Origin of the sequence: Marinithermofilum abyssi (genome assembly GCF_014641195.1) — a bacterium.
GTDB lineage: Bacteria > Bacillota > Bacilli > Thermoactinomycetales > DSM-45169 > Marinithermofilum > Marinithermofilum abyssi.
The window spans coordinates 64,555-88,503 of record NZ_BMHQ01000009.1; the positions used below are offsets into that span (position 1 = coordinate 64,555).

Consider the following 23,949-nt stretch of genomic DNA (forward strand, 5'->3'; position numbering starts at 1 on the left):
AAACAAAAGAAAAAGCAAAAAGACAAGAGAAAATGCCAGGATCAACCTGGCAAATTCCTTTTCATCATCCCTATTTTAATCTCCTTTTGGCGATTTGTCACCCAGATAGATGCGGATGGGCGTGCCTTGCTTGACCCGTTGGCCCGGCTTCGGCTGTTGATCAATCACTTTTTTACCGGTCCCGTACACCATCAAACGGGCTTGAAAGAGACTGTTGCGGATGTCGTTCACGTCCTGTCCGATCAGATTGGGCACCTCTACGATCGGGGTGGTCAACGGCGTTTTCTCCAATGGGATCTGATTCTTTCGTTTTGGCACTTTCATATAGCGCAGGCTGTCGTGCAAAATATTCTTCACGATGGGAGCGGCAACGACGCCGCCAAACTGAACCCCTTTGGGATTGTCCACCGCCACATAAACGACAAGCCGCGGATCATCAGCAGGTGCGAATCCGATAAAGGAGACGATATGGTTGTTCTTGAGATACCGGCCGTCCGGGCCCACTTTTTGAGCCGTCCCCGTTTTGCCGCCAACCCGGTAACCGTCTATGAACGCTTTGCGTCCCGTACCTTTGGCGACCACGCTTTCCAGGGCTTTTCGAACTTTTTGTGACGTTTCTTCCGAGACGACTTTCCTTTTCATCCTAGGCTTCACTTTTTCCACCGTCTCCCCCTTTTCCGGATCCACCCACTCCTTTTCCAAATGGGGCTCCATCAAACGGCCTCCATTGATCACAGCCGCCACCGCAGCCACTTGTTGAATCGGCGTCACAGAAACCCCTTGACCAAAGGCCGTGGTCGCCAGTTCCACCGGCCCGACCCGCTTTGGTGAAAAAAGGATGCCCTTCGCTTCTCCATTCAGATCGACCCCGGTTTTTTGGCCAAACCCAAACTTCTTGATATAGGAAAATAGTTTCTCCTTTCCCAATCGTTGTCCCAACGTGACAAATCCCGGGTTGCAGGAGTTTTCCACCACTTCCAAATAGGACTGGTGCCCATGACCGCCATGTTTCCAACAGCGGAGGCGGGCTCCTGCCACTTTGATAAAGCCGGGATCATGAAAGGATTCTTTTAGATTCACTTTATGCTCTTCCAGTGCCGCAGCCAAAGTAATGATCTTAAAAGTAGATCCCGGCTCGTAAGTCCGCCAAATGGGAAGGTTTCGGTTGTAAATCCGGGGATCCGCATCCCGGTATTGATCCGGACGATAGGTGGGGCGGCTGCCCATCCCCAGGATTTCCCCTGTCTTCGGATCCATGGCGACGGCCAGCACGTTTTCCGGCTGATATTGCTCCATCGCTTGATCCATCTCCCGCTCCATGATCATCTGAATGTTTTTATCGATGGTTAAGACCAGGTCCATCCCATCCTGTGGCGGTGAATAGGTTTCTTCGCCACCCGGAAGCTTTTCCCCCCGGGCATTGGCACTGAAAGAAACATGGCCTCTTGTTCCCTTCAAGCGGTCATCATAAACCAGCTCCAAGCCAGCCAGCCCCTGATTGTCAATCCCGGTAAATCCGAGAATATGAGCAGCCAGGCTCCCATTGGGATAGTGGCGTTTACTGTCTTCCACCACCGCAATTCCCGGTATCCGCATCCCCTGGATAGCACGGGCGGTTTCTTCAGGAATCTTCCGTCCCCAAGGTTTAATATAGACGAACAGCTGCTTTTTCGTGATTTGACGATACACCTTTTCCTCCGGTGCCTTGAGAATCCGGGCCAGCTTCCGCGCTGTCTCCGCCGGCTGTTTGATTTGGACCGGAACAGCCATGACTGTGGGCGAACTGATATTATACGTTAGAACCTCCTGGTTTCGATCCAAGATCCTTCCCCTCTTTGCTTCAAAGGGAATATCCCTTCCCCACAGCTCTTCCGCTTTTTCACTCAGCCATTGCCCTTTGACCAGTTGGACATACCCCAGTCGGCCCAACAATCCCCCGAACAACAACAGCCCTAGGATCAACGTGATAAACAGCCGTTTACGCACTCGATTGCCGGTCAACCGCATCGTTCCTTCCTCCTTCCGGAAGACAAACCTCTCACAGACCACCCTATTCCGAAAAGGAGATTCTTAGAACAAGCCCCATAACAGAGAAAGGCTCCCCCTGGAATCGATCAGGGAGAGCCTTTAGGAATCCGGCTCGGGATGCAATATCAGTTGGATGGTTTGTCGGTCCAGAATCCGTTCGTCGGGGGGAATCGATTGGCCGACGACGTACCCTTCCCCTTCCACGTCGACTTGGAGTCCCAACAAGGAACAGATATCCAGCGCTTCTCGCAGAGATTTTCCATAAAGATCGGGCATATTCATGGCTCGCGAATCTTCTGTCAGCAAATATACCCTTCGATCGTACACGGGTTTATCCGGCGCAGGATATTGGGCAATCACTTTGTCACCGCCCCCCAGCACATTCACATTCAATCCTTGATTGGACAGACGCTCGTTGACCTGGTCCACCCCTTGACCCCGCCAATCTTGTGCCAGCGGGGACTCGTTGCCGGCCGTCTCATTTTGAACCGGAGAAGAGGAAGGGTTAACTCCCTTCACTCGAAGAACTTCCCGCAAAATATCCCGAGCAGCCGGTGCCGCTACCTCCCCTCCATGGGGGGATCCTGCTGGATCGTCCACCGCTACGTACACGACCGCTCTTGGATGATCTGCTGGAGCAAACCCTATAAACGACACGATATACTCGCCTTTGGCATATCCTTTGCCGCCGGCCAGGGGCTTTTGGGCCGTTCCCGTCTTCCCGGCCACCTCAAATCCGGGGATATCCGCTTCTTTACCCGTGCCCTCTTTCACCACCCCCCGCAGAATGTCCCGCACCTGGGCGGCCGTCTGCGGTGACACCACCCGTTTACGGATGGCGTAGGGCTTCTCTTTTTGCAGTACTTTGCCGGTATCCGGATCCCGAATCTCTTTCAACACATGGGGACGGTACAATGTCCCTCCGTTGGCGATCGCTGAGACGGCCATCACTTGTTGAATCGGTGTTACCGCGATTCCTTGCCCGAAAGCGGTCGAGGCCAATTCCAAAGGGCTCAGTTCTTCCTTGCCGAAAAAATATCCTTTTGCCTCAGCAGGTAAGTCGATGCCAGTTTTTTGCCCGGTCCGCTCCGTAATCCGGCCAAAACCAAAACGGTCAATGTAACGGATCAGCTTGTCTGCTCCCAGTTGCCTGCCCAATTTGACAAAAGCCACGTTGCTGGAAAGCTCCACACCCTTGCGGTATGTAATCTCTCCCCAACCCGTGTCGTTCCAGTCCCGGATTTTTCGGCCGGCTACCTTGATCGCGCCGGACTGAAAGAAGGCATCTCCTTGGAAAAGTTTCTCCTCGATGGCAGCAGCCAATGTGACGATTTTAAAGGTGGAGCCCGGCTCAAACTGGGAGCTAATTGCCATATTCTTGTCGTTTGCACCGGATTTCCAGGTAGATCCATAGTTCCCCGGATCAAACGTCGGCCGATTGGCCATTGCCAGAATTCCCCCGGTCTGCGGGTCAGCGACAACCGCCGTAGCCGCTTTGGGTTGATACTGCTTCATCACTTGATCCAACACTTTTTCCGCTTGATATTGAATCCGTCCGTCCAAAGTCAGTACTACGTCTTTTCCCTGTACCGGCGGCGTAAAATCTTCTACCCCGTGGTACAGCTTGCGTCCCTGGGCATCCTTTTTGTACCGGATCTTCCCTTCTTTCCCTTGGAGCTTCCGGTTATAGCGCTGTTCCACTCCGCCGGTAGGCTGTCCTTCCGCGTTGACAAAACCGAGTACGTGGGCTGCCAATTCCCCTTCGATATAATCCCGATCGGTGGTGCGAATGGCATAGATCCCGGGAATCCCCAGCCTCATAATCTGCTGCCGCTGCTTTTCCGAGACTTTATAGTGTCCTCCGTTGCGGATTTCTACCTGCCGTACTCCTTTTTTGAGCAGCCGCTCCCGAATCGTCTTTTCCGGCATGTCCATAATGGGAGCCAGCTGTTTTGCCGCTTGTTTCGGGTGCTCCAGCTGATTCAAGTCCGCCGCGATGATATAGGCGCTCACTTCCTGAGCCAATTCTTTTTCGTTGCGATCCATAATCGTCCCGCGTTCCGGCTTGATCATCTCATTTTTTTGCCAAGCTTTTTCCGCTTGCGCCTGCAAGTGGGACGCATCCACGGTTTGCAACCAAATCAATCGTATCAAAAGTCCCCCCAACAGCCCGATGTAAATGAAACCGATCAACAAGGAGCGAAGTTTGCTCTTCCGATGGGAGACCAATCCACCCCACTCCTTATCCCTGATTGTCGCGAACCGCTACTTTGGGGTTCTTATCCGTCTGTTTTTGCATCGCAGGGAGAGTCTGCATCCGGTCCACGAGTTTCATTCCGTTGTCCCGGGCAAACTCACGAATGCGTTTGCTGCTTTTCAGTTGAGCCAGGTCCGCTTGCAGCTGCTGATTGCTTTCTTTCAGTTCAGCCGCTTGTTGTTCCAGCTGCTGCGTCTGCATGTTCAACTGCGCCGATGTTGCGTGTTGGGACAACACAAAAGCCGACAGGGTGACACACATAACCACGCTACCCAAATACAACAGCTTTTCCCCGGCGGGAAGCCCGACTCTTTTTGGCCGCTCTTGTTTCTCCGGTTTGACAACCGTCTTTTCAAAAGGTACGGCGAAGGCGGTGTTTCCCCTGCTCTCTCTCATCATGCTTGACCCTCCTCTGTTCTCTCTGCCACGCGCAGCTTAGCCGAACGTGCCCGCGGGTTCTGGTCTACTTCCGCCGGCGACGGCAACACGGGCTTTTTTGTAATCACACGGACTACGGGCTTTCTGCCGCAAGTGCAGACGGGAAAGTCCGGGGGGCAAATGCAACCGCTGGCCAACTCCTGAAAGGTCCGTTTACAAATCCGGTCTTCCAGGGAGTGAAAGGTAATCACGCTCACTCTCCCGCCCGGCTTCAAAGCATCGACCGCTTGTTGCAAGGCATCCTTAAAGGCATTCAGCTCATCGTTCACCGCAATCCGAATCCCCTGAAAACTACGCCGCGCCGGATGAGGTCCGGTTCGGCGTGCGGGAGCGGGTATCGCTTCCTTTATCAGATCCGCCAGCTCCCCGGTCGTTTCGATCGGCTTGTGCATACGCTGATCCACGATCTTCTTGGCGATGCGGCGGGCAAAACGCTCCTCTCCATAATCCCGCAAAATCTTCGCAATCTTTTCCAGGGGCCAGGAATTGACGATTTCGTGCGCGGTCAATTCCCCTTCCGGGTCCATTCGCATGTCCAGGGGTGCATCATGCTGATAACTAAATCCCCGTTCCGCTTCATCCAGTTGCGGAGAGGAGACACCCAGATCAAAAAGGATCCCGTTCACCCGGTCCACCCCCAACTCGCCCAAAATCCGGCCGAGATGGCGGAAATTGCTTTTGACCAGGTGAACCTGGCAAGCGGCGCCTTTTAGTCGCTCTGCTGCAGCCCGAAGGGCGTTGTCATCCTGATCGATGCCGATCAAGGCGCCGGATGGATCCAGTTGTTCCACAATCCCGCTGCTGTGACCCGCGCCGCCGAGGGTGCAATCCACATATATCCCCCCAGGGCGAATGCTCAACGACTCCACTGCTTCTTTTTTAAGTACCGTCTCGTGACGAAACACACCGTTCAACCTCTCTCGCTTGTCCAGATCGATCATAAGTCCAAATCAAAGTCGACGATTTTTTCTGCGATTTCGTTAAAGGAGTCCTCGGAGGTCTCGTAATACGCTTCCCACGCTTCTTTACTCCAGATCTCCACTCGGTTGGAAACACCGATCACGACGCATTCCTTCTCCAACTTGGCAAACTCCCGCAGGTTGGCAGGCAATGTGACCCGCCCCTGCTTATCCAGCTCTGCCACCGTTGCTCCGGAAAAGAAAAACCGGGTAAACGCCCGCGCATCGGCACGGGTAAAGGGCAGAGCCTTCAGCTTCTGTTCCAGCTGTTTCCATTCGGCCATGGGGTAAACGAAAAGACAGTGGTCCAGTCCACGGGTGACCACAAAAGAGGATCCCAGCTCTTCCCGGTATTTGGACGGGATGATGAGGCGTCCCTTATCGTCAACAGAGTGACGATACTCACCCATGAACATGCCACAGCCCTCCCTTCGCTCCCCCTTCTCCCCCACTTCCCCCCACTTTCCACCACGTTGGTAATTATACCACACGCCACTAAAAAAATCCTGCACCGAAGTGCAGGATTTTGACGGCAGAGTGATATTTTAGGAAATCGGTTCAAAGTTTCCAGCTGGCCAAATATTCTTCTTGAGCTTCATTCAAATCATCGATGCGAATGTTCAGAGATTCCAGCCGGTAACGCGCCACTTGTTCATCAATGTGGTACGGAACATCCAGTACCTGAGCACCGATTTTTTCGTGGTTTTCGTTGACATACATCAGGGAGAGTGCCTGCAGGGCAAAGGTCATGTCCATGATCTCTGCCGGATGTCCGTCTCCCGCCACCAGGTTGACCAAGCGGCCGTCACAAAGGAGGTAAAGCTTCCGTCCGTCTTCCATCTCGAATTCGGTGATATCTTGACGTACCACACGTTCGCTCACGGCTTGCTCGGCCAGAGCCACCTTGTCAATCTCCACATCGAAGTGGCCGGCATTGGCCATGATGGCACCGTCTTTCATCACTGCGAAATGTTCTCCGTTAATGACACCTTTGTTCCCGGTTACCGTAACAAAAATGTCTCCCACTTTGGCAGCTTCGGCCATCGGCAATACGGTAAAGCCGTCCATGTGGGCTTCTGTCGCCTTGATGGCGTCCACTTCCGTCACCACCACACGGGCGCCCAGCCCTTGGGCCCGCATGGCTACACCGCGGCCGCACCAACCGTAACCGTTGACAACCACGGTTTTACCCGCCACGACCAGGTTGGTTGCCTTGTTGATCCCGTCCCAAACGGATTGTCCGGTACCATATCGGTTGTCAAACAGGAACTTGGAGTAGGCGTCGTTTACAGCGATCATCGGGAACTTCAATTCCCCTGATTTTTCGAGAGCACGAAGACGCAAAATCCCGGTCGTGGTTTCCTCCGCACCGCCGAGCAAGTTTTCCGCCAGATCCGGACGCTCATCATGCAAAATGGAAACGAGGTCGCCGCCGTCGTCAATGATCAGGTCCGGCTTGGATTCCAGAGTCATCAGGAGATGTTCCTTGTATTCCTCCGGGGTAGGGTCATATTTGGCAAAAACGGTGACACCGCCTGCCGCTAAACCGGCGGCTACATCATCTTTGGTGGACAGCGGGTTGCTTCCCGTAATGGTCACTTCCGCTCCCAGATCATGGATCAATTCGGCCAAGCAAGCGGTTTTGGCTTCCAGATGCAAAGAGATCGCCACTTTTTTGCCGGCGAGGGGCTGCTCAGCCTGCATCTCCTCCCGGATCCGATTGAGCACCGGCATATGTTGGCGGGCCCAATCGATCTTCAACCGACCTTGCGGAGCCAAATTCATGTCGCGTACCACGCTGTCTACACTACCACTCATGTACATCCTCCTCTTTTCCAACTGATAAGGGGTATATCCCATCATAGAATTACAGCCGCCTCAAGCCATGGGGGAGTCTTTCATCCCGCCTGTATGGGCGACTTTTCCCAACGCGTCTTTACAAGTATACCACTCGATGGTTGGCGAGTGAAAGAAGCGGCGTGTCAATTAATCGGAAAATCCATTCTTTCCCGTAACGGTTCCAAAAGGGCAGCAAATTATAAATCCGCTCTTGGAGGCCCCCTGCAGGCGCCAGCCCGTTTTTCAACTGATTCATCCGGTGCACATCGGTATCAAAACGCTCTTCCAGAGCTTTTTTCGCCCTCTTCTCCAAATAGTCCACCTGCTGCAACAGTTTCCGGTGGTTCGTTTCACCCAGCGGTTTTAAATCCGGACGAATCTGGGCAAGCTCTTCGACCAATGGCGTATAGATTTCCCGCAGCCGTGCCCGCACTTGGTCAAAACGGGCAGCCACGTCCCATTGGATTTGACTGTTGAGCCACTCGCGCTTTTTCATCTCCTCTCTGAGCAGCACATCCTGAAAGCTCCACTGAAAGCGGCGAAGTTGCTTCTCCCAGCGGCGGTCCATCAACGTCAGGCTGATCCGGGGAAACAGCGGCGGCATCTCCATGTCAAAGAGAGCGAATGCTTCTTTCAACAACCCCCAGTAGGCCGTTTCACCCGGCCCCAGCACCACAGCCAACACCGGAAAGAGGAACTCCTGCATCAATGGCCGGCTGACCACATTGTTGCTGAACCATTCGGGATGTCGGTGAAGCAATGCTTTCAGCTCCTCCGCCGTCCAGGAATCCTCCTCTTCCCGGGTACGGAACCGGCCTCCCGTCTGTTCCAAAGCACAGCGTTCTCCGTTTTGCAGCAAAAAAAGATGGGCATGCTCACGGGGCAAGTCCAATTGCACAGGATATCCTTTTTCTTTCACCTGTTCGATTTGGGTCACCAAAGCATGTTGAAGATCTTGGTTATGATCGATCAACCGTTCGAAAAAAGGAACTTCCAACTGCCGCAGCGGAGGAAACGCTGCATCAATCAACAACAAACCATACCGCCCAAACCATTCATGCATCCAACGGGCAAAATGACGGCTCAGGCTGAGTCGGCTATTCGCATGCTGCCTGAGCTTACTTAAAATGCCGGCTTTGTATTCCGAGTCCGGAAGCAGCTGTTCCAGCCCCTGCACCCATTCCTCCCACATGTCGGGGGTCGGTACCACATTTGAAACAGGAACCTTTTGTTCGCTATGTATCTTCAAACGATGCTTGAGCGGTTCCCCTTTTCCCCCGAACAAGTAGATGTGATCCACTTCATCCAGATCGTGATCTTCGCCGGCAATCCAAAAAACCGGGAGGACCGGACGTCCCAGACGCTTCTCTTCCCGGCGAGCCAACTGTATGATCGTGATGGCTTTGTATATGGTGTACAGCGGTCCGGTCATTAAGCCTGCCTGCTGTCCGCCGATCACCACCAGACTGTCCGGCTGAGCCAGCCGCTTCAGGTTGCGTTCTACCTCCGGATGAGAGAGTTCACTGCCGTGATACTCCCGGATCACTTCCGCTAACCGGACTCGGTCGATACCGGACTCTCTTTCCCTTTGCCTTTTCGCACGCAGCAACATGTTTTCCTCATCAGCGGGAGAGTATCCGTACAGATCCGCCACCCGGTCAAAATGATGGATCATATCCCGGTATAACGGAGATTGGGGTTCCAGATAGACTTCATCGATATGCATCGGCTCGGCACCCTCATTTCACTATATTCCGCTTGGATCACACCAGAGGTTGTTCAGATGGATGACAAACCCCGTCAGGCTCTTCCGCTTGCTTCACAGCAGAAAAGCTCTGCTGACAGCCGTCCCGACAACCTCTGGTCCTTTCCTTTTTGTAAGCTTACCCCACCCAGTATAGCATGAAGCGTTCCCGGGAGGAAATTCCCTTTCACGAAGTCCGGATCTGTCCTTTTCCTTACGATTTCTTGTGGTTACTGCTGGTGGAAGGCTGCAGCATCAGGGACAGAATCAAGCCGAGAACCGAAGCGGATGCTGCCATTAACATGGCCGTCTCATACCCGTGTTGCCAGGCTTGAGGCAAAATCCCGCTCCCCTGCTGAGCAAAAGGAAACGGAGCCGATTGGTAGAAAGCCATCCCCATGATGACCAGACCCAGTGCAGCACCCGCGGCGCGGGACATCCCGGTAACCACCAAGCTGGGCTGTACTTTGCGCGGAGGCAAGATTTGGAACAGCAGCTCATGAACAGGTGCCGCCAATGTACACCCCATACCCGCTCCCAACAAGAACAACATGCCGACGCTTACGTAGGGGTCTTTCACCAATCCCAGCGTCAGATACGCAGACGAGGTTCCTAAAAACCCCACCACCAACACGGATTGGTATCCCATACGGGAAGAAAGCCAGCGCACCAGCGGGATCACTGCCCAAGCACTGAGGAATATCACCGAGAGAAACATACCCCCGATGAGAAAGGTTCGATGAAGCGTACTGACCAACCCGCCAGGGACAAATATAATGGCTACCCATGAAAAACCGGACAGTCCCAGCACTCCGTGCATCACAAAGAGTCGCCCGTCTGCCAATAGATTGGCGGCGAAAATAGGCTGTTTTGCCCGCCGTTCCACCATCATCAAGGGTATGGCTGCTCCTACAGCCAGAATGGCCCACGGCAGAACAGCGGGTTCGGTCCATGCCATCGCACCCCGGGCCGGATCCAAACGGGTGAGGGCAATCATGGCGCACAGCAGCATAATACCAAAATATAAGAGACCATGAATGTGAAACTCTGATGTCCGGTAATAGCTTTTGGACCCCCAACGAAAACTAACCGCAAACAATATCAGGGCAACGGCGATGTTGATCCAGAAAAGCCAGCGCCACCCCAACCAGATAGTGATCCAAACAGATCCTGCGGGGACCAGAATCAACAAAAAGGCAAACAGGATATGGGCAACCATTCTCCATCTGCTCTTTCGCAGGTGAGACAGCCGGCGGATCTCAAAGGACAACAGCGGAACAATCCCTCCCGCTCCCAGCGCTTGCAAAGCTCTACCCAGAATAAGAACGGTCCAGGAACGGCTGCTTCCTGCCACAAAGCTACCGACAGCAAAAAAGAGCAAGGCACAAATAAACCACTTCTGCCGACCTACTCGGGCACTCCAAGTCTCCATCAAGGGTAGTGCCAAGACCAGAATAGCCAAGTGCAGCGCAATCACCCAAACGGCCCAACGCACAGGAAAATGAAGCTCCCCTACGATTGCCGTAAGGGATGGGGCGATCATCCCAATATCCAATGCACTCAAAAAAATGGCAATGATGAAGGTATCTAGGGACATCTTTTTTGCCAACGGCATGCCCTTCGTCCTCCCCGTTCGCCGTCCTGTTCACCGGCATATAATCTTCCGTACAACATCTCACTGTGGATTATATCATGAACACGGGAGGCTTTCTTCCGTCCCCGTGTTTCTCCCGCTGATGGCGGACACCAACTCTGTCACCCATTGATTTACTGGTGTGGCAATACCGTACACCTTACCTTTTTTTGCGATATACCCGTTGATCGCACTGATCTCTGTCGTTCTCCCTCTTCTCACATCTTGTAACATCGAGGAGTGGTTGGGTGCCGTTTGACGGCATACATCCGTCACCCGCTGCAGTGTGGAACCCACATCAAAGGCATATCCTTCCGCCTCGGCCACGGCCGTTGCTTCTTCTACAATCGGCAAAGCCAACGAAAAAAAGGACGGCTTCTCTATAAGTTCCCCGTTGGTAACATGTAATATGGCCGTCAAAGGATTAATGACACTGTTGATTAACAGTTTTTCCCACATTCGATGACGGATATCTGGATCCCAACGAAGATCCGCGCCGAGAGACTGCCCGCTCTGCAACAACCGATCCACATCAGCCGACCGGGGGGTTCCTGCCAGGGAGCCGACCCAAGTCCTCCCGGTTCCTGTGTGAACCACCTCGGTATCGCTCTCTTTCCGGGCTCCCTCCGTGGTCACCGCTTGGATCACCCGTTCCTGGGAAAAGGATTGCGGAAGTACCTCTTCCCCGCCCATGCCATTTTGCCACAGCCATAGGGTTCCCTTCGGATGCAGCCGCCGGAGAGATTGCCGAACAGCCGTGGGCAAGGCGGTTTGCTTGACCATCAGCAGAATTTGATCCAGAGCCTCCATCTCTTCTTCCGCCCAACGGCACTCTATAGACAACCGATGAACTTTCCCCGTTACAGTAACCAGCGTGATTCCTTTCTCCCGGATTTGGTCTCGTTGCTGTTTCTCTCGGGTGATCAGAACGGGGGACCACCCGGCCAATGCCAGCCGGGCAGCCCACATCAATCCGAGGGAGCCGGCTCCCCATACGGCAATACGCATGATATTTCACCATCCGTCCCTGTGACCTGAATGCATTCCAGAAAATCTTGGATTCGTTTCACCGGGAACGAATCCGCCTCACTACTCCTTTTGTTGTACCAATGACACGGCCCTTTTTCAACACGGGCAGCGGATTCCATAAAAAAAGGCGGGATCCGCCATACAGCAAGTTCCCGCCGATTCGATCCATTCATGGTTTTATACCGGGTATACCGGATGTTTCCGTTCACTGAACTGCATCTCTTTATTCTCATAGGCTACGAGCCGGCCGATTAATTCTTCGCGCAGATGATCCGGATCAACGATACCGTCGATGATCAATTCCGAAGCCAACCGATAGATATCGATGTCCCGCTTGTATTCTTCCCGCTTTTCCTGCACGAATTTCACTTTTTCCGGCCCTTCCAATTCAGCGATTTTATTGCTGTAAACGGCGTTCACCGCAGCTTCCGGCCCCATGACGGCGATTTGCGCCGTGGGAAGGGCCAAGCAGCAATCCGGCTCAAAAGCAGGACCAGCCATGGCATAAAGCCCGGCACCATATGCTTTTCGCACGATGATCGATATTTTAGGAACGGTGACTTCCGACATCGCCGCAATCATCTTGGCCCCGTGCCGGATCATCCCTGCTCGCTCTGTCTGGGTTCCGATCATAAAGCCGGGCACGTCCGCCAGGAAGAGCAACGGGATATTGAATGCATCGCACAGGGTGATAAAACGGGCTGCCTTATCTGCCGAGTCGACAAACAACACCCCGCCTTTCACTTTGGACTGGTTGGCTACGATCCCCACCGGACGCCCGTCGATCCGCGCCAGTCCGGTAATCAGTTCCCGGGCGAACAGTTTCTTGATCTCAAAAAAGCTGCCTTCATCCACCAGGGAATCAATCAATTCCATCATATCAAAGGGCACATTCTGATTATCCGGAACGATTTGGGAGAGAGGTCGTGCATCCGCCGGCGGTGTTTTCCCCTCCGCCATCGGGGCGGATTGACGGTAATTGGCCGGAAAGTAACTCAGATACCGTCGTGCTTCTGCAATGGCCTCCTCTTCATTGGACGCCAAGACATCTCCGCAACCGCTAACCGAACAGTGCATACGGGCCCCGCCCATCTCTTCCAATGATACCTTTTCCCCGATCACCATCTCCGCCATGCGGGGAGAGCCCAAATACATGCTGGCGTTTTTGTCGACCATGATGACCACATCGCAAAAGGCCGGGATATATGCTCCCCCTGCCGCAGAAGGACCAAACAGCACACAGACCTGAGGAATCATGCCGGAGAGCTTCACTTGGTTGTAGAAAATGCGGCCGGCTCCTCGGCGCCCCGGAAACATCTCAATCTGATCGGTGATTCGCGCTCCTGCCGAATCCACCAGATAAATGAGCGGCACCCGCATCTTTTCCGCCGTTTCCTGGATTCGGATAATTTTTTCCACGGTGCGAGAGCCCCAAGAGCCCGCTTTTACCGTGGAATCATTGGCCATCACGCACACCGTCTGGCCGTTCACCTTACCGATGGCTGTCACAACCCCGTCTGCAGGCAGCGACTCCTCCGTCACATTGGCATACAGGCCGTCTTCCAGCTGAAATTCATCATCAAAGAGCAGTTCCAGCCGCCGCCGGACAAACAGCTTGTTTTGCTCTGCCAGCTTTTCATGGTATTTGGGTGCTCCCCCCTTCTTCACCCGCTCCTCGATGTCGGCCAGCTTTTGTAAAGTGGTTGTTTCCATATCGGTTCCCTCCTTTGATTCTCCCGTGATGCACTATTCCCCCAGATAGATGGGCTTTCTCTTTTCTTTAAAGGCATTCAGCCCTTCCAACCGGTCCTTGGTAGGGATCAACACTTCATAAGCTTTTGTTTCAATCGCCAAACCGGTTGCCAGATCCGTTTCACTTCCCTGATCAATGGCGAACTTGGCTTGGGCCAGGGCCAACGGAGCGTTTTCATTGATTTCGGCAGCCAGTGACAACGCTGCCTCCAACGCTTTCCCCGGAGCCACCACCCGGTTCACCATCCCCATCGCTGCCGCGTCCTTGGCCGAGAACCGACGGGCGGTAAAGATCAGCTCCTTTGCTTTGGCCTTGCCGACCAGACGGGCCAACCGCTGGGTTCCGCCCGCTCCCGGAATAATTCCGAGCGAGGTTTCCGTCAAGCCAAACATCGCCTCCTCATCCGCCACGCGCAGATCACAGGCGAGGGCCAGCTCCAACCCTCCGCCCAAAGCCAGCCCGTTGACGGCGGCTATCACGGGTTTGGGCAGCTTGGCCAGCGCTTGAAAGGTTTCACGAATCGTATGGATGTAACGCCGGACCTGGTCTTCGGTAAAGCCCCGCCGCTCTTTGAGATCCGCTCCGGAACAGAACGCTTTGTCACCGGCACCCGTTACCACCACCACCCGTGTGGCACGGTAATGAGCCAGTTCCACGATGATACGGCCCAATTCCAGTAAAGCCGGCATATTCAAGGCGTTGTACACTTCCGGACGTTGAATGGTGATGATCGATATGCCTTCTCTCCGCTCCCACTCCACCACGTTCATCCCAGGCCCTCCTTCTCTTTGTTAAGTATGGCTTCCCGGCTTTGCAACACCTTTGAGGGCAGCCGCTTCCCCAATCTCTCCTGCACCTGGAGACTGACCTGACAGAGCGCATCCAAATCGATGCCGGTCCGAATCCCCATTCCTTCCAACATGTACACCAAATCCTCCGTAGCCAGATTGCCGGAAGCGCCCGGTGCATAGGGACAGCCGCCCAGCCCGCCGAAGGCGCTGTCCAACGTGGTGACTCCTGCTTCCAGGCAGACATAGGTGTTGACCAATGCGGTTCCGCGAGTGTCATGAAAATGACCCGCCAGTTGCTCCGGAGGAAAATGCTGCGTTAATATTCGCAACACGGCCTTTACTTGATGGGGAGTGGCTACACCGATGGTGTCCCCCAGGGAGACTTCATAGACACCCATCTCAAACAACCGCTCGCAAATGGCTGCCGTTTGCCGTACGGGAACCTCTCCTTCATAGGGACAGCCGAATACGGTCGAGACATACCCCCGCACTTTTTTTCCGCGGGATCGGGCCAGCTCGACTACTTCCTTCAAGACAGGATAGGTTTCTTCCAGGGTTTTGTTGATATTTTTTCGATTATGGGTCTCGCTGGCAGACAGGAAGATGGCGTACTCGTCAACCGGGGTTTCCAATGCCCGCTCCAACCCTTTGCGATTGGGGACCAATGCCCGGTACCGGACATCCGGTTCGGCAGGCAATGCACGGGCCAGGTCTTGGGCATCCGCCAGTTGCGGCACCCATTGGGGATGGACAAAAGAAGTCACTTCCAGCTCTGTGACCCCTGCCCGGATCAACCCTTGAGCGATCTCCACTTTCATTTTCGTCGAGAGGGTCATCTGTTCATTTTGTAAACCATCGCGTAAACCGACCTCCACGATTTTTACCTGCGTCATGCCGATCCCCCTTTTACTCATCCAGCTCGAGCAGCACATCCCCTTCGCCTACAAAAGCTCCCGCTTCCACCTTGACTTCTTTTACCGTGCCGCTGGATTCCGACTGAACCGGCACCTCCATCTTCATCGATTCTAGAATCACCACATCCTGGCCCGCTTCCACTTGGTCACCGGGTTGCACCAACACCTGTAGCACGGTTCCGGCCATCGTCGATTGTACTTGTTGCATGCTGTTTCACCTCATCGTTGTTGAATCGGTTTGTTGTTTAAAAATCCAGTATCGTACTTTCCCTGTACAAACCGCACATCATGGACAATCTTTTGCAGCAGCGGCAAGTTGGTTTTGATGCCTTCCACCTGAAACGCCGCCAAGACCTGCCGGCTCCGTTCCAGTACCTCCCCCCGGTTGCAACCGCTTACAATACACTTTGCAACCATCGGGTCATAATAGGGAGATACCGTGTTACCGGATTCCACTCCAGCATCCACCCGAATGCCTTCTCCTTGAAGCATCTGAAAGCGGGTTACTTTTCCCGGACTGGGCAAAAACCGTTCGGGATCTTCCGCATAGATTCGGTATTCGATGGCATGGCCTTTCGGCGTCACATCCGCTTGCGAAAAGGGCAAGGGTTTTCCTTCCGCGACATCCAATTGAAGCCCTACCAGATCCAGCCCCGTCACCGCTTCGGTCACGGGATGCTCCACCTGCAATCGGGTGTTCATCTCCAGGAAATAAATGCGCTCTTTTGCGTCCACCAAAAATTCCACAGTTCCGGCTCCCGTATAACCCACGGCTTTTGCCGCTCGAATCGCCGCATCTGTCAGTTTTTGGCGGGTGGCTGGCTCAATCGAGGGCGACAAACATTCTTCCACCACCTTCTGATTGCGGCGCTGGATGGAACACTCCCGCTCAAACAGGTGTACTGTATTGCCTTGAGCATCCGCCAAAATCTGCACTTCCACATGCCGGGGCGATTCCACGAATTTCTCCAAAAACAAGGTGCCATCCCCGAAGTAGGCCTTAGCCCGCCCTTGAGCGGAAGGGAACAGCTTCTCCAACTCCTCCCGGGACCGTATCACATGCATCCCGATCCCGCCGCCGCCGGCGCTGGCTTTCAACATCACCGGATAGCCGATCCGGTCCGCCTCCCTCGCCGCCTCTTCCCAGGTATGCACACCGCCGGGGGTCCCCGGCACCACAGGTACGCCGGCTTCCTCCATCACTTTGCGTGCCGTCACTTTATCTCCCATTCGGGCGATCACTTCGGGATCGGGACCGATAAAACAAAGCCCTGCATCCATCACTTCCCGGGCAAATCCGGCATTTTCTGATAACAGTCCGTATCCTGGATGCACCGCTTCGGCACCCGTCTCCTTGGCTGCCCGAATAATGGCTTTTCCATTCAGATAACTTTGTGCCACCGGCGGCGGACCGATACACACCGCTTCATCTGCTTCGCGGACAAAAGGCAGATCCCGGTCCGCCTCGGAGTATACCGCCACCACACCGATCCCGCGCTCCTTCAAAGTACGCGCGATCCGTCGGGCAATTTCCCCTCGGTTGGCGATCAATACCTTCTGAAACTGCATTTCTCTCCCTCCTTTTTTCTCTAAAGAAAATTCTTTTGGGAAGAATCCGACCCATGGGAATCATTCGACAACGGATCCCTTGAGTCCTCCTTTTGCCGGGGTCATAGGCAAAGCGTCGCCCATTGTGTATAATGAAAAAGACGAAACCGGATCGAGCGGAAGAAAGGAGCGGCACCAACATGAGTCAACCGAAGGTGGAGCGGCTAAAAATCAACTATAAAACCTTGGAAGAATTTCAAAAGTTCCGCGAATACGGGCTTCAAGAGCTTTCCATGTTGGAGGACCTGCAGGCAAACATTATCGAGAACGACAGCAACTCCCCTTTTTACGGCATTTACGTGGATGGAAACCTGGTCGCCCGAATCAGCCTATACCGCATCGATGCCAAATATGACCGGTACTTTGAACCTGCACAGGATTATTATGAATTATGGAAATTGGAAGTGCTTCCGCAATACCGTGAACGGGACTTCGGCACGGCACTGGTCAACCATGCCAAAAGTTTGGGACTGCCCATCAAGACCAATGCCCGGTGCCGTTCCGATGAGTTCTGGTTGAAAATGGGCTTTCAGCCTGTAAACTATGACCCGATGAGAGACCGCGGAGAAAATCCCTTTGTCTGGCTGCCTCCGGGGGTTCAGTTGCGCGGCTGAACAACACAAAACACCCCGCCTGTCTGTGGCGGGATGTTTTTTATTTATCCACTCGTTCCAAGTTCCCGTTGGAATCCATCCGAAACTTGGATTTCACTTCCAGTTCCTCACTCTCATCCAGGAGCGCCAACTTGCGTGCGCGATCCATGATTTGGATGAGGGCTTTGTAATCATCATTGACTGCCCGATAATCGGTCTGTACATTGTTCAAGCGGCTTTTCATCTCTTCATTTTCCTTCTGCAAGACCTCGATCTGTGCTTCCCGTTCTTCGATCGCTTTCTCCAATTCCTGTTGCCGCTTTCGCATCTCCGTCACGTCCAGCTTATGTTGGCGAAGATAACGGATAATGGAATCAAGGGATACCGCTCGATCCAGTGACAGCCCCGGAGCGGACTCGGCGATTCGGCTACGACGTGCTCCTTTTTCCTTATTTCGTTTTTGCCGATGGGATTTGGCAATTTGGATCGCCGCCTCGTACTTTTTGCGAACACAGCTGTTCCATCGAAACCCGCACGCCGCCGGTGTACGGCCGAGTTTTTCAGCTACTTCTTCAAAAGCGGTCAATTGAGTGCTTCCTTCCCGAATATGACGAAGGGTGATTTCCGCCAACACCAAATCATCGTCAGGTGTCCAAGCATCTTGTCGTTTTACAGCCATAGGTCGTGGTCTACCTCCAATCCGTTTTACCGGTCTTTCCATTGTTTCGATTTGTTCTATCTGTATGCAATTGCTATAAAGCGTAGTATATGTAACTAGTAATTTTTATAACCGAAAGCTTCCCATGCTATACGTCCGTCCCGAAAAACCGCCGAAACACAAAGATGGAAGACCTAATCGGTCTTCCATCTGATTGACAAACCTCTCAAGTCCGGCTAAAAGTCTTTTCGACACACCGCTCCCTTTTCAATATCACAGATATAACTGTACCGCTTCAAATGTGGGCGTAGCGGCACATAGACTAAATTCCCCATGGGTTTAATGACCGAGACGCGAGCCCCATGCATGATGTGCCTCTCATTCTTCTGATGGTTTGTCTCGTCGTTGCAAGAAAGATTTCACCGCTTGCCGATGTTCCTCCGTTTCCCACAATTGCGAGCAGCTGCGGGCTTCCATCTCCGCTAAAGACTCCAAAGCAGCTCCTTGGACCGATGCCCGTACCAAACGGACGTAGTTGGTAATCACCCCTAAGGAGGCATGGCACAGATTGTCAGCAAAGCGCTGCACATGAGCGGTAAAAGAATCATCGGGGACCAACTGATGGACCCAACCCGCCTCCCATGCTTCACGGGCTGAAATCCAGTCCCCGGTCAACAACCAACGGAGCGCGATTCCGCGGTCCATCTGTGACAGGAGCCGGCTCCCCCCGCCCCAGCCGGAAGTGATGCCCATCCGCGACTGAACAAAAGCAAACCGGGCATTTTCCGAAGCCAACCGGAAGTCGCAACTGGCGGCAATTTCACAGCCGCCTCCTACAGCCGCTCCCTGTACCGCAGCCACCGTCGGCTTCTCCAATTGATGGAGACAGTGCAACACTTGTCCCATCCGCCTCATAAAGGGATATACCTCTTCAGCAGTGGAGTGCTGGTGCAATTCATCCAGATCGCCGCCGGAAACAAACCCCCGGGCATTTCCGGTTAAAACCAGCACTTTGACCCGATCATCCTGTTCCCACAGTCGTATTTGCTCTTCCAACTCCTGCATCATCTGGCGATTCACCGCATTGCGAACCAGGGGCCTATTAAACTGAATCCAGCCTGCGGCTCCTTCCCGATACACTTTCAGCGTCTCCATCTCTATCCCCCCGTAATTCAATGCATGGATCCAAAGGGAGCAGCACAAACTACAAGTGCTTGATCCCCGACTTTTCTTAAGGTTATAATGAGTTATACCATTAGCGGTGAAATGGGCAAAAATCAACTTATGGGATGACCCAGCCTCAGGGCCGCCCGCCTTTGCCCCGAAGAGAAGGAAAAGAAAACGGTTTCCTTTCCTGGTGAACGCCCATACTGACGACGAAGGAGTGTTACATACATGGACCGCATGTTTCGCGTATTGGGTTTCTGGTGTTTGGTCATGGCCTTGATGTTTATGGCTGGTCAAATGAATGTGGTGGCAGGACTTTTCTTCCTTCAAACCGTGCTCTTTTTTGGATTGGGGTACATGCGTTATACCGAACGGACCTATATGTACCTTTTCGGCGGTTACATGGTGATCGCTTTCATCGGCATTGTCTACTGGTCCTTCTTCCAGATGGACTAAAATCATCGATTTCACCGCTTGCCCGCTGGCTCCCAGAGAGGGGGCTTTTTTTATGGCCACCGCGGCAAACAGAGGCCTTTGGTTTGGATCATCACCTGAAAGGCATCCCCCATTCCGCCGGGAGCGATTAGCTGCCGAACGGCCCGGTTCCGTTTGTGGTCCGGGTGAAAAGGATCGGCGCTTTGCACCGGCTGCACCCAATCCAAAATCCCCGCCCCTTGTAAAAAACGGGATTGGGATTGATATACCCAGCGCCGCAATCCCAGCTGATGGCCCCACCGTTCCAGCGCGGTGAAATTGACATCCGCCGTGATATCTGCTTCCCCCGGGTTTTGGTATACATCGGTATGCAGCCGATGGTTTTCATAACAACGCCAAGTGCCTTTCAACCGGTGCGGTGCGGTCAACTCATGGGACAACCCTCCGTAATCTACCGTGATCAATAATCCCCGCTCCCACCATTGCGTGGCATCATGTATCCACTGTTTTGCCTCCAGGTTGATTTCCGTCTCCTGGCCTTCTGTCAAGTGCACATCCATTTCTTCGATATATCGGGCAAGTTCTGGAGTGGAGAGCGGCCCCTCGCACTCAGCGAAGCCCTCCTGATCGGGGGCCAGGGTCACATAAATTTCAAGCAAACAGCCCTGACGCTGGCGAACCCGGTGAAAAGGCATGGCATCCAGCAGCTCATTGCTGATGATGCACGTACACCCTCCCGGCGGAATCTGATCCCAGTTATCCACCCAATGCACGATACCGCGAAATTCATGGAGGCGTTGTTGTTGCTGTGCCCGGTGATCGGGGCTGACATCCAAGAGATAACTAACGACCTCTTTCGGTGAAAGTCCTTCCCGTATCCATTCCCGAAGGATTTGTTCCGTCAGACGCCCGTCTCCGGCACCCGCCTCCACCAGCACGAAGGGAGCCTGTCCCCAAAACCGCCGCAGAAACCGTCCCCATGTTCGACCAAACACCTCCCCCACAAAGGGGCTGGTATAAAAATCCCCTTCCGGTCCGAGCTTTTTCCGGTTACCGGTATAATAACCCCAGCGGGGATGGTATAAGGCCAACTCCATATATCTCCGAAACGGGATTCTCCCGGCTGGAGCATTCCGGATCTCCTGTATGATCGCTTGTTTCAGTTCAGCCGTCATACCTTCCCTCCAAGAGACAAAAGAGGGCAACCCGTAAGTCGCCCTCCCCAAGATGACAAACCCATCCAGCCAACTGGAGAACGCCCTTCTACCGTATCTCCTTTTTCCGGCGTCCAGATGTGATATTGTCCGCTCCGAAATAGAGCGTGACTGTGGCGCTTGATTATGCGAACAGATCCGTGCTCAGATAACGTTCTCCCGTGTCCGGAGCGATGCATACCACCCGTTTTCCGGGCTCCAGACGACGGGCGATTTGTAAGGCGGCCCATACCGATGCCCCCGAGGAAGGACCGACGAGAATGCCTTCCATCCGCGCCAGTTTGCGGACTGTCTCGGCAGCATCTTCATCCGTCACATGAACGATTTCATCATAGATCTCCTGGTTTAGAATGGGCGGAATAAATCCGGGACTGGTGCCCGGGAGTTTATGAGGACCCGGCTTACCGCCAGCCAAAACAGGAGAACCTTTTGGTTCCACCACGGCGATATGTAGTCCGGTGTAATGTTGTTTTAACACCTCTCCCGTGCCGGTAATGGTACCCCCGGTACCGGCTGTGGCCACAAATGCGTGCAGCTGTTCTCCCATCTGCTCAATAATCTCAGGCCCAGTGGTTTTACGGTGAACATCCGGATTAAACTCATTCTCAAACTGCAACGGCATAAACGCATTCGGGATGCTTTCCACCAACTCCTTGGCCCGCCGGATCGCCCCTGGCATCCGTTCATCCCCCGGCGTCAGCTCCACTTCCGCGCCGTAGGCTTTCAGAATGTTGATCCGTTCGGCGCTCATGGTATCGGGCATCACTAAGATCGTCCGGTATCCTTTGGATGCCCCTACCAATGCCAACCCAATCCCGGTATTGCCGCTGGTCGGTTCCACAATCGTGGCCCCCGGCTTCAGCCACCCCTTCTCTTCCGCCGCCCGAATCATATTGAAAGCCGTCCGATCCTTCACACTGCCGCCGGGATTAAAACGTTCCAGCTTCACATATACTTCGGCGTCCTGTTCCCCAGTCAGCCGATTCAAGCGAACAAGCGGAGTTCTCCCGATCAGATCGGTGATTTTGTCCGCTGCTGTCGCCCACGACTGAGAGGTTACTTTGTTTCCGTCGGCCCGGTCCATTCCAACATCCCTCCTTTGAGGTTAAACAGGCGTTTGAATCCTTTTTCGGACAAGACTTTGGCAGCGAACACACTGCGCCGTCCGCTGCGGCAGACCAAAAGGAGATCCCGATCTTTATGAGGCACCAGCTCTCCTGCCCGTTCCTCCATTTGGTCATGGGGAATATGGATCGCTCCGGGAATGTGCCCCGCTTCATACTCTTCGTCGGTACGCACATCGACAACGAGATATTTTTCCTTCTCCTGATCATAGGCCCGGCTCAACTTTTCCGCTTCCACATCGGTATACGCTTTTTCCATAGGGATCCCTCCACTGTCTAATTCAAGTATTTCCTATATGATAACATGTATTAACCGCCTCTATAACCCCAGGGGGTATGTTTCATCAGGGGTTTTTCGGTAAGATTTCTTGGGTATATCCTTCGATCAGTCCTTCATCCATTTGCCCCGACACTTTCCGTTGAATGCTTCCGTCCGGGCCGATAAACAGACTGGAAGGGATCGGACCGATTTGATACAACCGGGTTACCTTTCGATCACGGTCCAACACGACAGGAAAGGTGAGCTCCAATTGGTGGGTAAACCCCTGCACCGCCACCTCCGTCTCCGCGATATTCACCCCGACGACCACGAACCCTTTGCCTTTGTATTTTTCATAGACCGATTGGATGGCCGGCATTTCTTCCCGGCAAGGTTTGCACCAGGAAGCCCAGAAGTTGAGCAGAACTCCCTTGCCCCGCAAATCGCTCAGCTTTAGTTCCTTTCCATCCAGCGTTTTTAAGGTGAAATCCGGCACGGGCTGCCCTTCTTCCAACCCTTTTTGTTTTCCTTGATCCATACTCTGATACAGAGCGAAAGCTACCAATCCTGCCATCACCAAAAACAAAATTCGACGCAGCCAGTACCTTGTCTGCTTGTTCATTTGGAAACACCCTTTTTGCTGTACTTTTTTACAATTGAGCCGATAACCAAGAAGCCTGATCGTATGGAATCGTCACAGACCATTATAACGTAAGAATCGCAACAGACGGAGCGGCCAATAAAACAGCCCAACGGATCTATCCGCTGGGCACGTCGATGGTGTTTGGAAGATTAAAAACCGGTAAACCCGCCGGTAAATTGCGTCAACCAGTTAATGATCATCGTCATTTGATTGAAATAGAGCAAGACACCCGCGATCACCATCATGGCTCCGCCTGCTTTCATCAACCCTTGGGAGTAGCGGAGGATCCAGCGGGTGCGTCCCAGGAAAAACGCCATGACGAAGAAAGGGATCGCAAACCCCAGTGTATAAGCGGTGATATAAGCCAAGCCGGCGGCAGGATTGGCAGCAGCCATATATAAAACAGACCCCAGAATCGGGCCTACACAGGGCGTCCACCCCGCTGCAAACCCGATCCCCACCAAGGTGGAACCCAAATAGCCCCATCGCTTCCCGCCGATATTCAGCCGTTTTTCCCGCATCATAAAGCCGGGCTGAAAGATGCCGAGCAAAAACAACCCCATCACAGCCAACAATACGCCGCCCAGCATTCGAATCGTATCCTGATACTCCTTGAACAACTTGCCGACGGCACTGGCGGAGAAGCCCAATGCAAAGTAGATGATGGAAAAGCCCAAGATGAAAAAGAGCGTATGTATCATCGTCTTTCGCCGCAATTCCGCCGACTGTTCTTTATCTTGGAGCTGACTCACCGACACCCCGGTGATATAGGACAGATAAGAAGGATATAAAGGAAGGCAGCAGGGAGAAATAAAAGACAGCACCCCTGCAGCAAAGGCCAGCCATATACTTACATCCGCCAT

The 23,949-nt window shown here is 53.5% G+C and carries 23 protein-coding genes; 2 read left to right on the forward strand and 21 right to left on the reverse strand.

Annotated features, from left to right (window positions below; translation table 11 throughout):
• Positions 1-75: 75 nt before the first annotated feature.
• The 14 genes from IEW70_RS12715 to IEW70_RS12780 all read right to left on the reverse strand — a co-directional run bounded on the left by IEW70_RS12715 (position 76) and on the right by IEW70_RS12780 (position 16,954).
• Positions 76-2,007: a stage V sporulation protein D gene (locus IEW70_RS12715; protein WP_188648302.1), complete on the reverse strand. Its 1,932-nt coding sequence runs from the start codon at positions 2,005-2,007 to the stop codon at positions 76-78.
• A gap of 120 nt (positions 2,008-2,127) precedes the next feature.
• Entirely contained in the window at positions 2,128-4,257 is a 2,130-nt protein-coding gene (locus IEW70_RS12720) for a PASTA domain-containing penicillin-binding protein (RefSeq protein ID WP_188648303.1), read from the reverse strand.
• Positions 4,258-4,270: 13 nt separating this feature from the next.
• Positions 4,271-4,684 (reverse strand): cell division protein FtsL, encoded by a 414-nt coding sequence (gene ftsL / locus IEW70_RS12725; protein WP_188648304.1) that lies wholly within the window; start codon positions 4,682-4,684, stop codon positions 4,271-4,273.
• Positions 4,681-5,628: a 16S rRNA (cytosine(1402)-N(4))-methyltransferase RsmH gene (rsmH, locus tag IEW70_RS12730; RefSeq protein WP_229751973.1), complete on the reverse strand. Its 948-nt coding sequence runs from the start codon at positions 5,626-5,628 to the stop codon at positions 4,681-4,683. Before rsmH ends, ftsL begins: the two co-directional genes overlap by 4 nt.
• A gap of 32 nt (positions 5,629-5,660) precedes the next feature.
• The gene (gene mraZ / locus IEW70_RS12735; protein WP_188648306.1) at positions 5,661-6,098 is read right to left on the reverse strand and encodes a division/cell wall cluster transcriptional repressor MraZ; all 438 of its coding nucleotides are present in this window, start codon (positions 6,096-6,098) and stop codon (positions 5,661-5,663) included.
• Between the two features lie 142 nt (positions 6,099-6,240).
• A complete protein-coding gene (locus IEW70_RS12740) occupies positions 6,241-7,500 on the reverse strand; it encodes an adenosylhomocysteinase (protein WP_188648307.1) in 1,260 nt (419 codons plus the stop codon).
• Positions 7,501-7,618: 118 nt separating this feature from the next.
• Positions 7,619-9,247, reverse strand: coding sequence for a bacillithiol biosynthesis cysteine-adding enzyme BshC (bshC, locus tag IEW70_RS12745; protein WP_188648308.1), 1,629 nt, complete (start codon positions 9,245-9,247; stop codon positions 7,619-7,621).
• A 232-nt stretch (positions 9,248-9,479) separates the two neighbouring features.
• On the reverse strand, positions 9,480-10,880 hold the full coding sequence (locus IEW70_RS12750) for an MFS transporter (RefSeq protein WP_188648309.1): 1,401 nt from the start codon (positions 10,878-10,880) through the stop codon (positions 9,480-9,482).
• Positions 10,881-10,955: 75 nt separating this feature from the next.
• Positions 10,956-11,906, reverse strand: coding sequence for a ketopantoate reductase family protein (locus tag IEW70_RS12755; protein ID WP_188648310.1), 951 nt, complete (start codon positions 11,904-11,906; stop codon positions 10,956-10,958).
• Positions 11,907-12,104: 198 nt separating this feature from the next.
• Positions 12,105-13,640, reverse strand: a complete 1,536-nt coding sequence (locus tag IEW70_RS12760) for an acyl-CoA carboxylase subunit beta (protein WP_188648311.1) — start codon at positions 13,638-13,640, stop codon at positions 12,105-12,107.
• A gap of 33 nt (positions 13,641-13,673) precedes the next feature.
• The gene (locus IEW70_RS12765) at positions 13,674-14,450 is read right to left on the reverse strand and encodes an enoyl-CoA hydratase-related protein (RefSeq protein WP_188648312.1); all 777 of its coding nucleotides are present in this window, start codon (positions 14,448-14,450) and stop codon (positions 13,674-13,676) included.
• Positions 14,447-15,364, reverse strand: a complete 918-nt coding sequence (locus IEW70_RS12770; protein WP_188648313.1) for a hydroxymethylglutaryl-CoA lyase — start codon at positions 15,362-15,364, stop codon at positions 14,447-14,449. Before IEW70_RS12770 ends, IEW70_RS12765 begins: the two co-directional genes overlap by 4 nt.
• 13 nt (positions 15,365-15,377) lie before the next feature.
• A complete protein-coding gene (locus IEW70_RS12775) occupies positions 15,378-15,593 on the reverse strand; it encodes an acetyl-CoA carboxylase biotin carboxyl carrier protein subunit (RefSeq protein WP_188648314.1) in 216 nt (71 codons plus the stop codon).
• 11 nt (positions 15,594-15,604) lie between these two features.
• Positions 15,605-16,954, reverse strand: a complete 1,350-nt coding sequence (locus tag IEW70_RS12780; protein ID WP_188648315.1) for an acetyl-CoA carboxylase biotin carboxylase subunit — start codon at positions 16,952-16,954, stop codon at positions 15,605-15,607.
• 179 nt (positions 16,955-17,133) lie between these two features.
• Between IEW70_RS12780 and IEW70_RS12785 the strand changes: the two genes are divergently transcribed.
• On the forward strand, positions 17,134-17,607 hold the full coding sequence (locus tag IEW70_RS12785) for an N-acetyltransferase (RefSeq protein WP_188648316.1): 474 nt from the start codon (positions 17,134-17,136) through the stop codon (positions 17,605-17,607).
• Positions 17,608-17,647: 40 nt separating this feature from the next.
• Here IEW70_RS12785 and IEW70_RS12790 read toward each other — a convergent pair whose 3' ends face one another.
• Together IEW70_RS12790 and IEW70_RS12795 are read right to left on the reverse strand one after the other, a co-directional pair.
• Positions 17,648-18,265, reverse strand: coding sequence for an RsfA family transcriptional regulator (locus tag IEW70_RS12790; RefSeq protein ID WP_188648317.1), 618 nt, complete (start codon positions 18,263-18,265; stop codon positions 17,648-17,650).
• Between the two features lie 357 nt (positions 18,266-18,622).
• The gene (locus tag IEW70_RS12795; RefSeq protein WP_188648318.1) at positions 18,623-19,399 is read right to left on the reverse strand and encodes an enoyl-CoA hydratase/isomerase family protein; all 777 of its coding nucleotides are present in this window, start codon (positions 19,397-19,399) and stop codon (positions 18,623-18,625) included.
• A 240-nt stretch (positions 19,400-19,639) separates the two neighbouring features.
• Between IEW70_RS12795 and IEW70_RS12800 the strand changes: the two genes are divergently transcribed.
• A complete protein-coding gene (locus tag IEW70_RS12800; protein WP_188648319.1) occupies positions 19,640-19,867 on the forward strand; it encodes a DUF2626 family protein in 228 nt (75 codons plus the stop codon).
• Between the two features lie 50 nt (positions 19,868-19,917).
• Here IEW70_RS12800 and IEW70_RS12805 read toward each other — a convergent pair whose 3' ends face one another.
• From IEW70_RS12805 to IEW70_RS12825, 5 genes are all read right to left on the reverse strand, one after another.
• The gene (locus IEW70_RS12805; RefSeq protein WP_188648320.1) at positions 19,918-21,021 is read right to left on the reverse strand and encodes a class I SAM-dependent methyltransferase; all 1,104 of its coding nucleotides are present in this window, start codon (positions 21,019-21,021) and stop codon (positions 19,918-19,920) included.
• Between the two features lie 163 nt (positions 21,022-21,184).
• A complete protein-coding gene (gene cysK, locus IEW70_RS12810) occupies positions 21,185-22,144 on the reverse strand; it encodes a cysteine synthase A (protein WP_188648321.1) in 960 nt (319 codons plus the stop codon).
• Positions 22,117-22,443 carry a rhodanese-like domain-containing protein gene (locus IEW70_RS12815; protein ID WP_188648322.1) on the reverse strand — a complete coding sequence of 109 codons (327 nt, stop codon included), beginning with the start codon at positions 22,441-22,443 and terminating at the stop codon, positions 22,117-22,119. The genes cysK and IEW70_RS12815 overlap by 28 nt, the downstream gene beginning before the upstream one ends.
• Positions 22,444-22,528: 85 nt before the next feature.
• Positions 22,529-23,065, reverse strand: a complete 537-nt coding sequence (gene resA / locus IEW70_RS12820) for a thiol-disulfide oxidoreductase ResA (RefSeq protein WP_188648323.1) — start codon at positions 23,063-23,065, stop codon at positions 22,529-22,531.
• A 170-nt stretch (positions 23,066-23,235) separates the two neighbouring features.
• Positions 23,236-23,949 (reverse strand): cytochrome c biogenesis CcdA family protein, encoded by a 714-nt coding sequence (locus IEW70_RS12825; RefSeq protein WP_188648324.1) that lies wholly within the window; start codon positions 23,947-23,949, stop codon positions 23,236-23,238.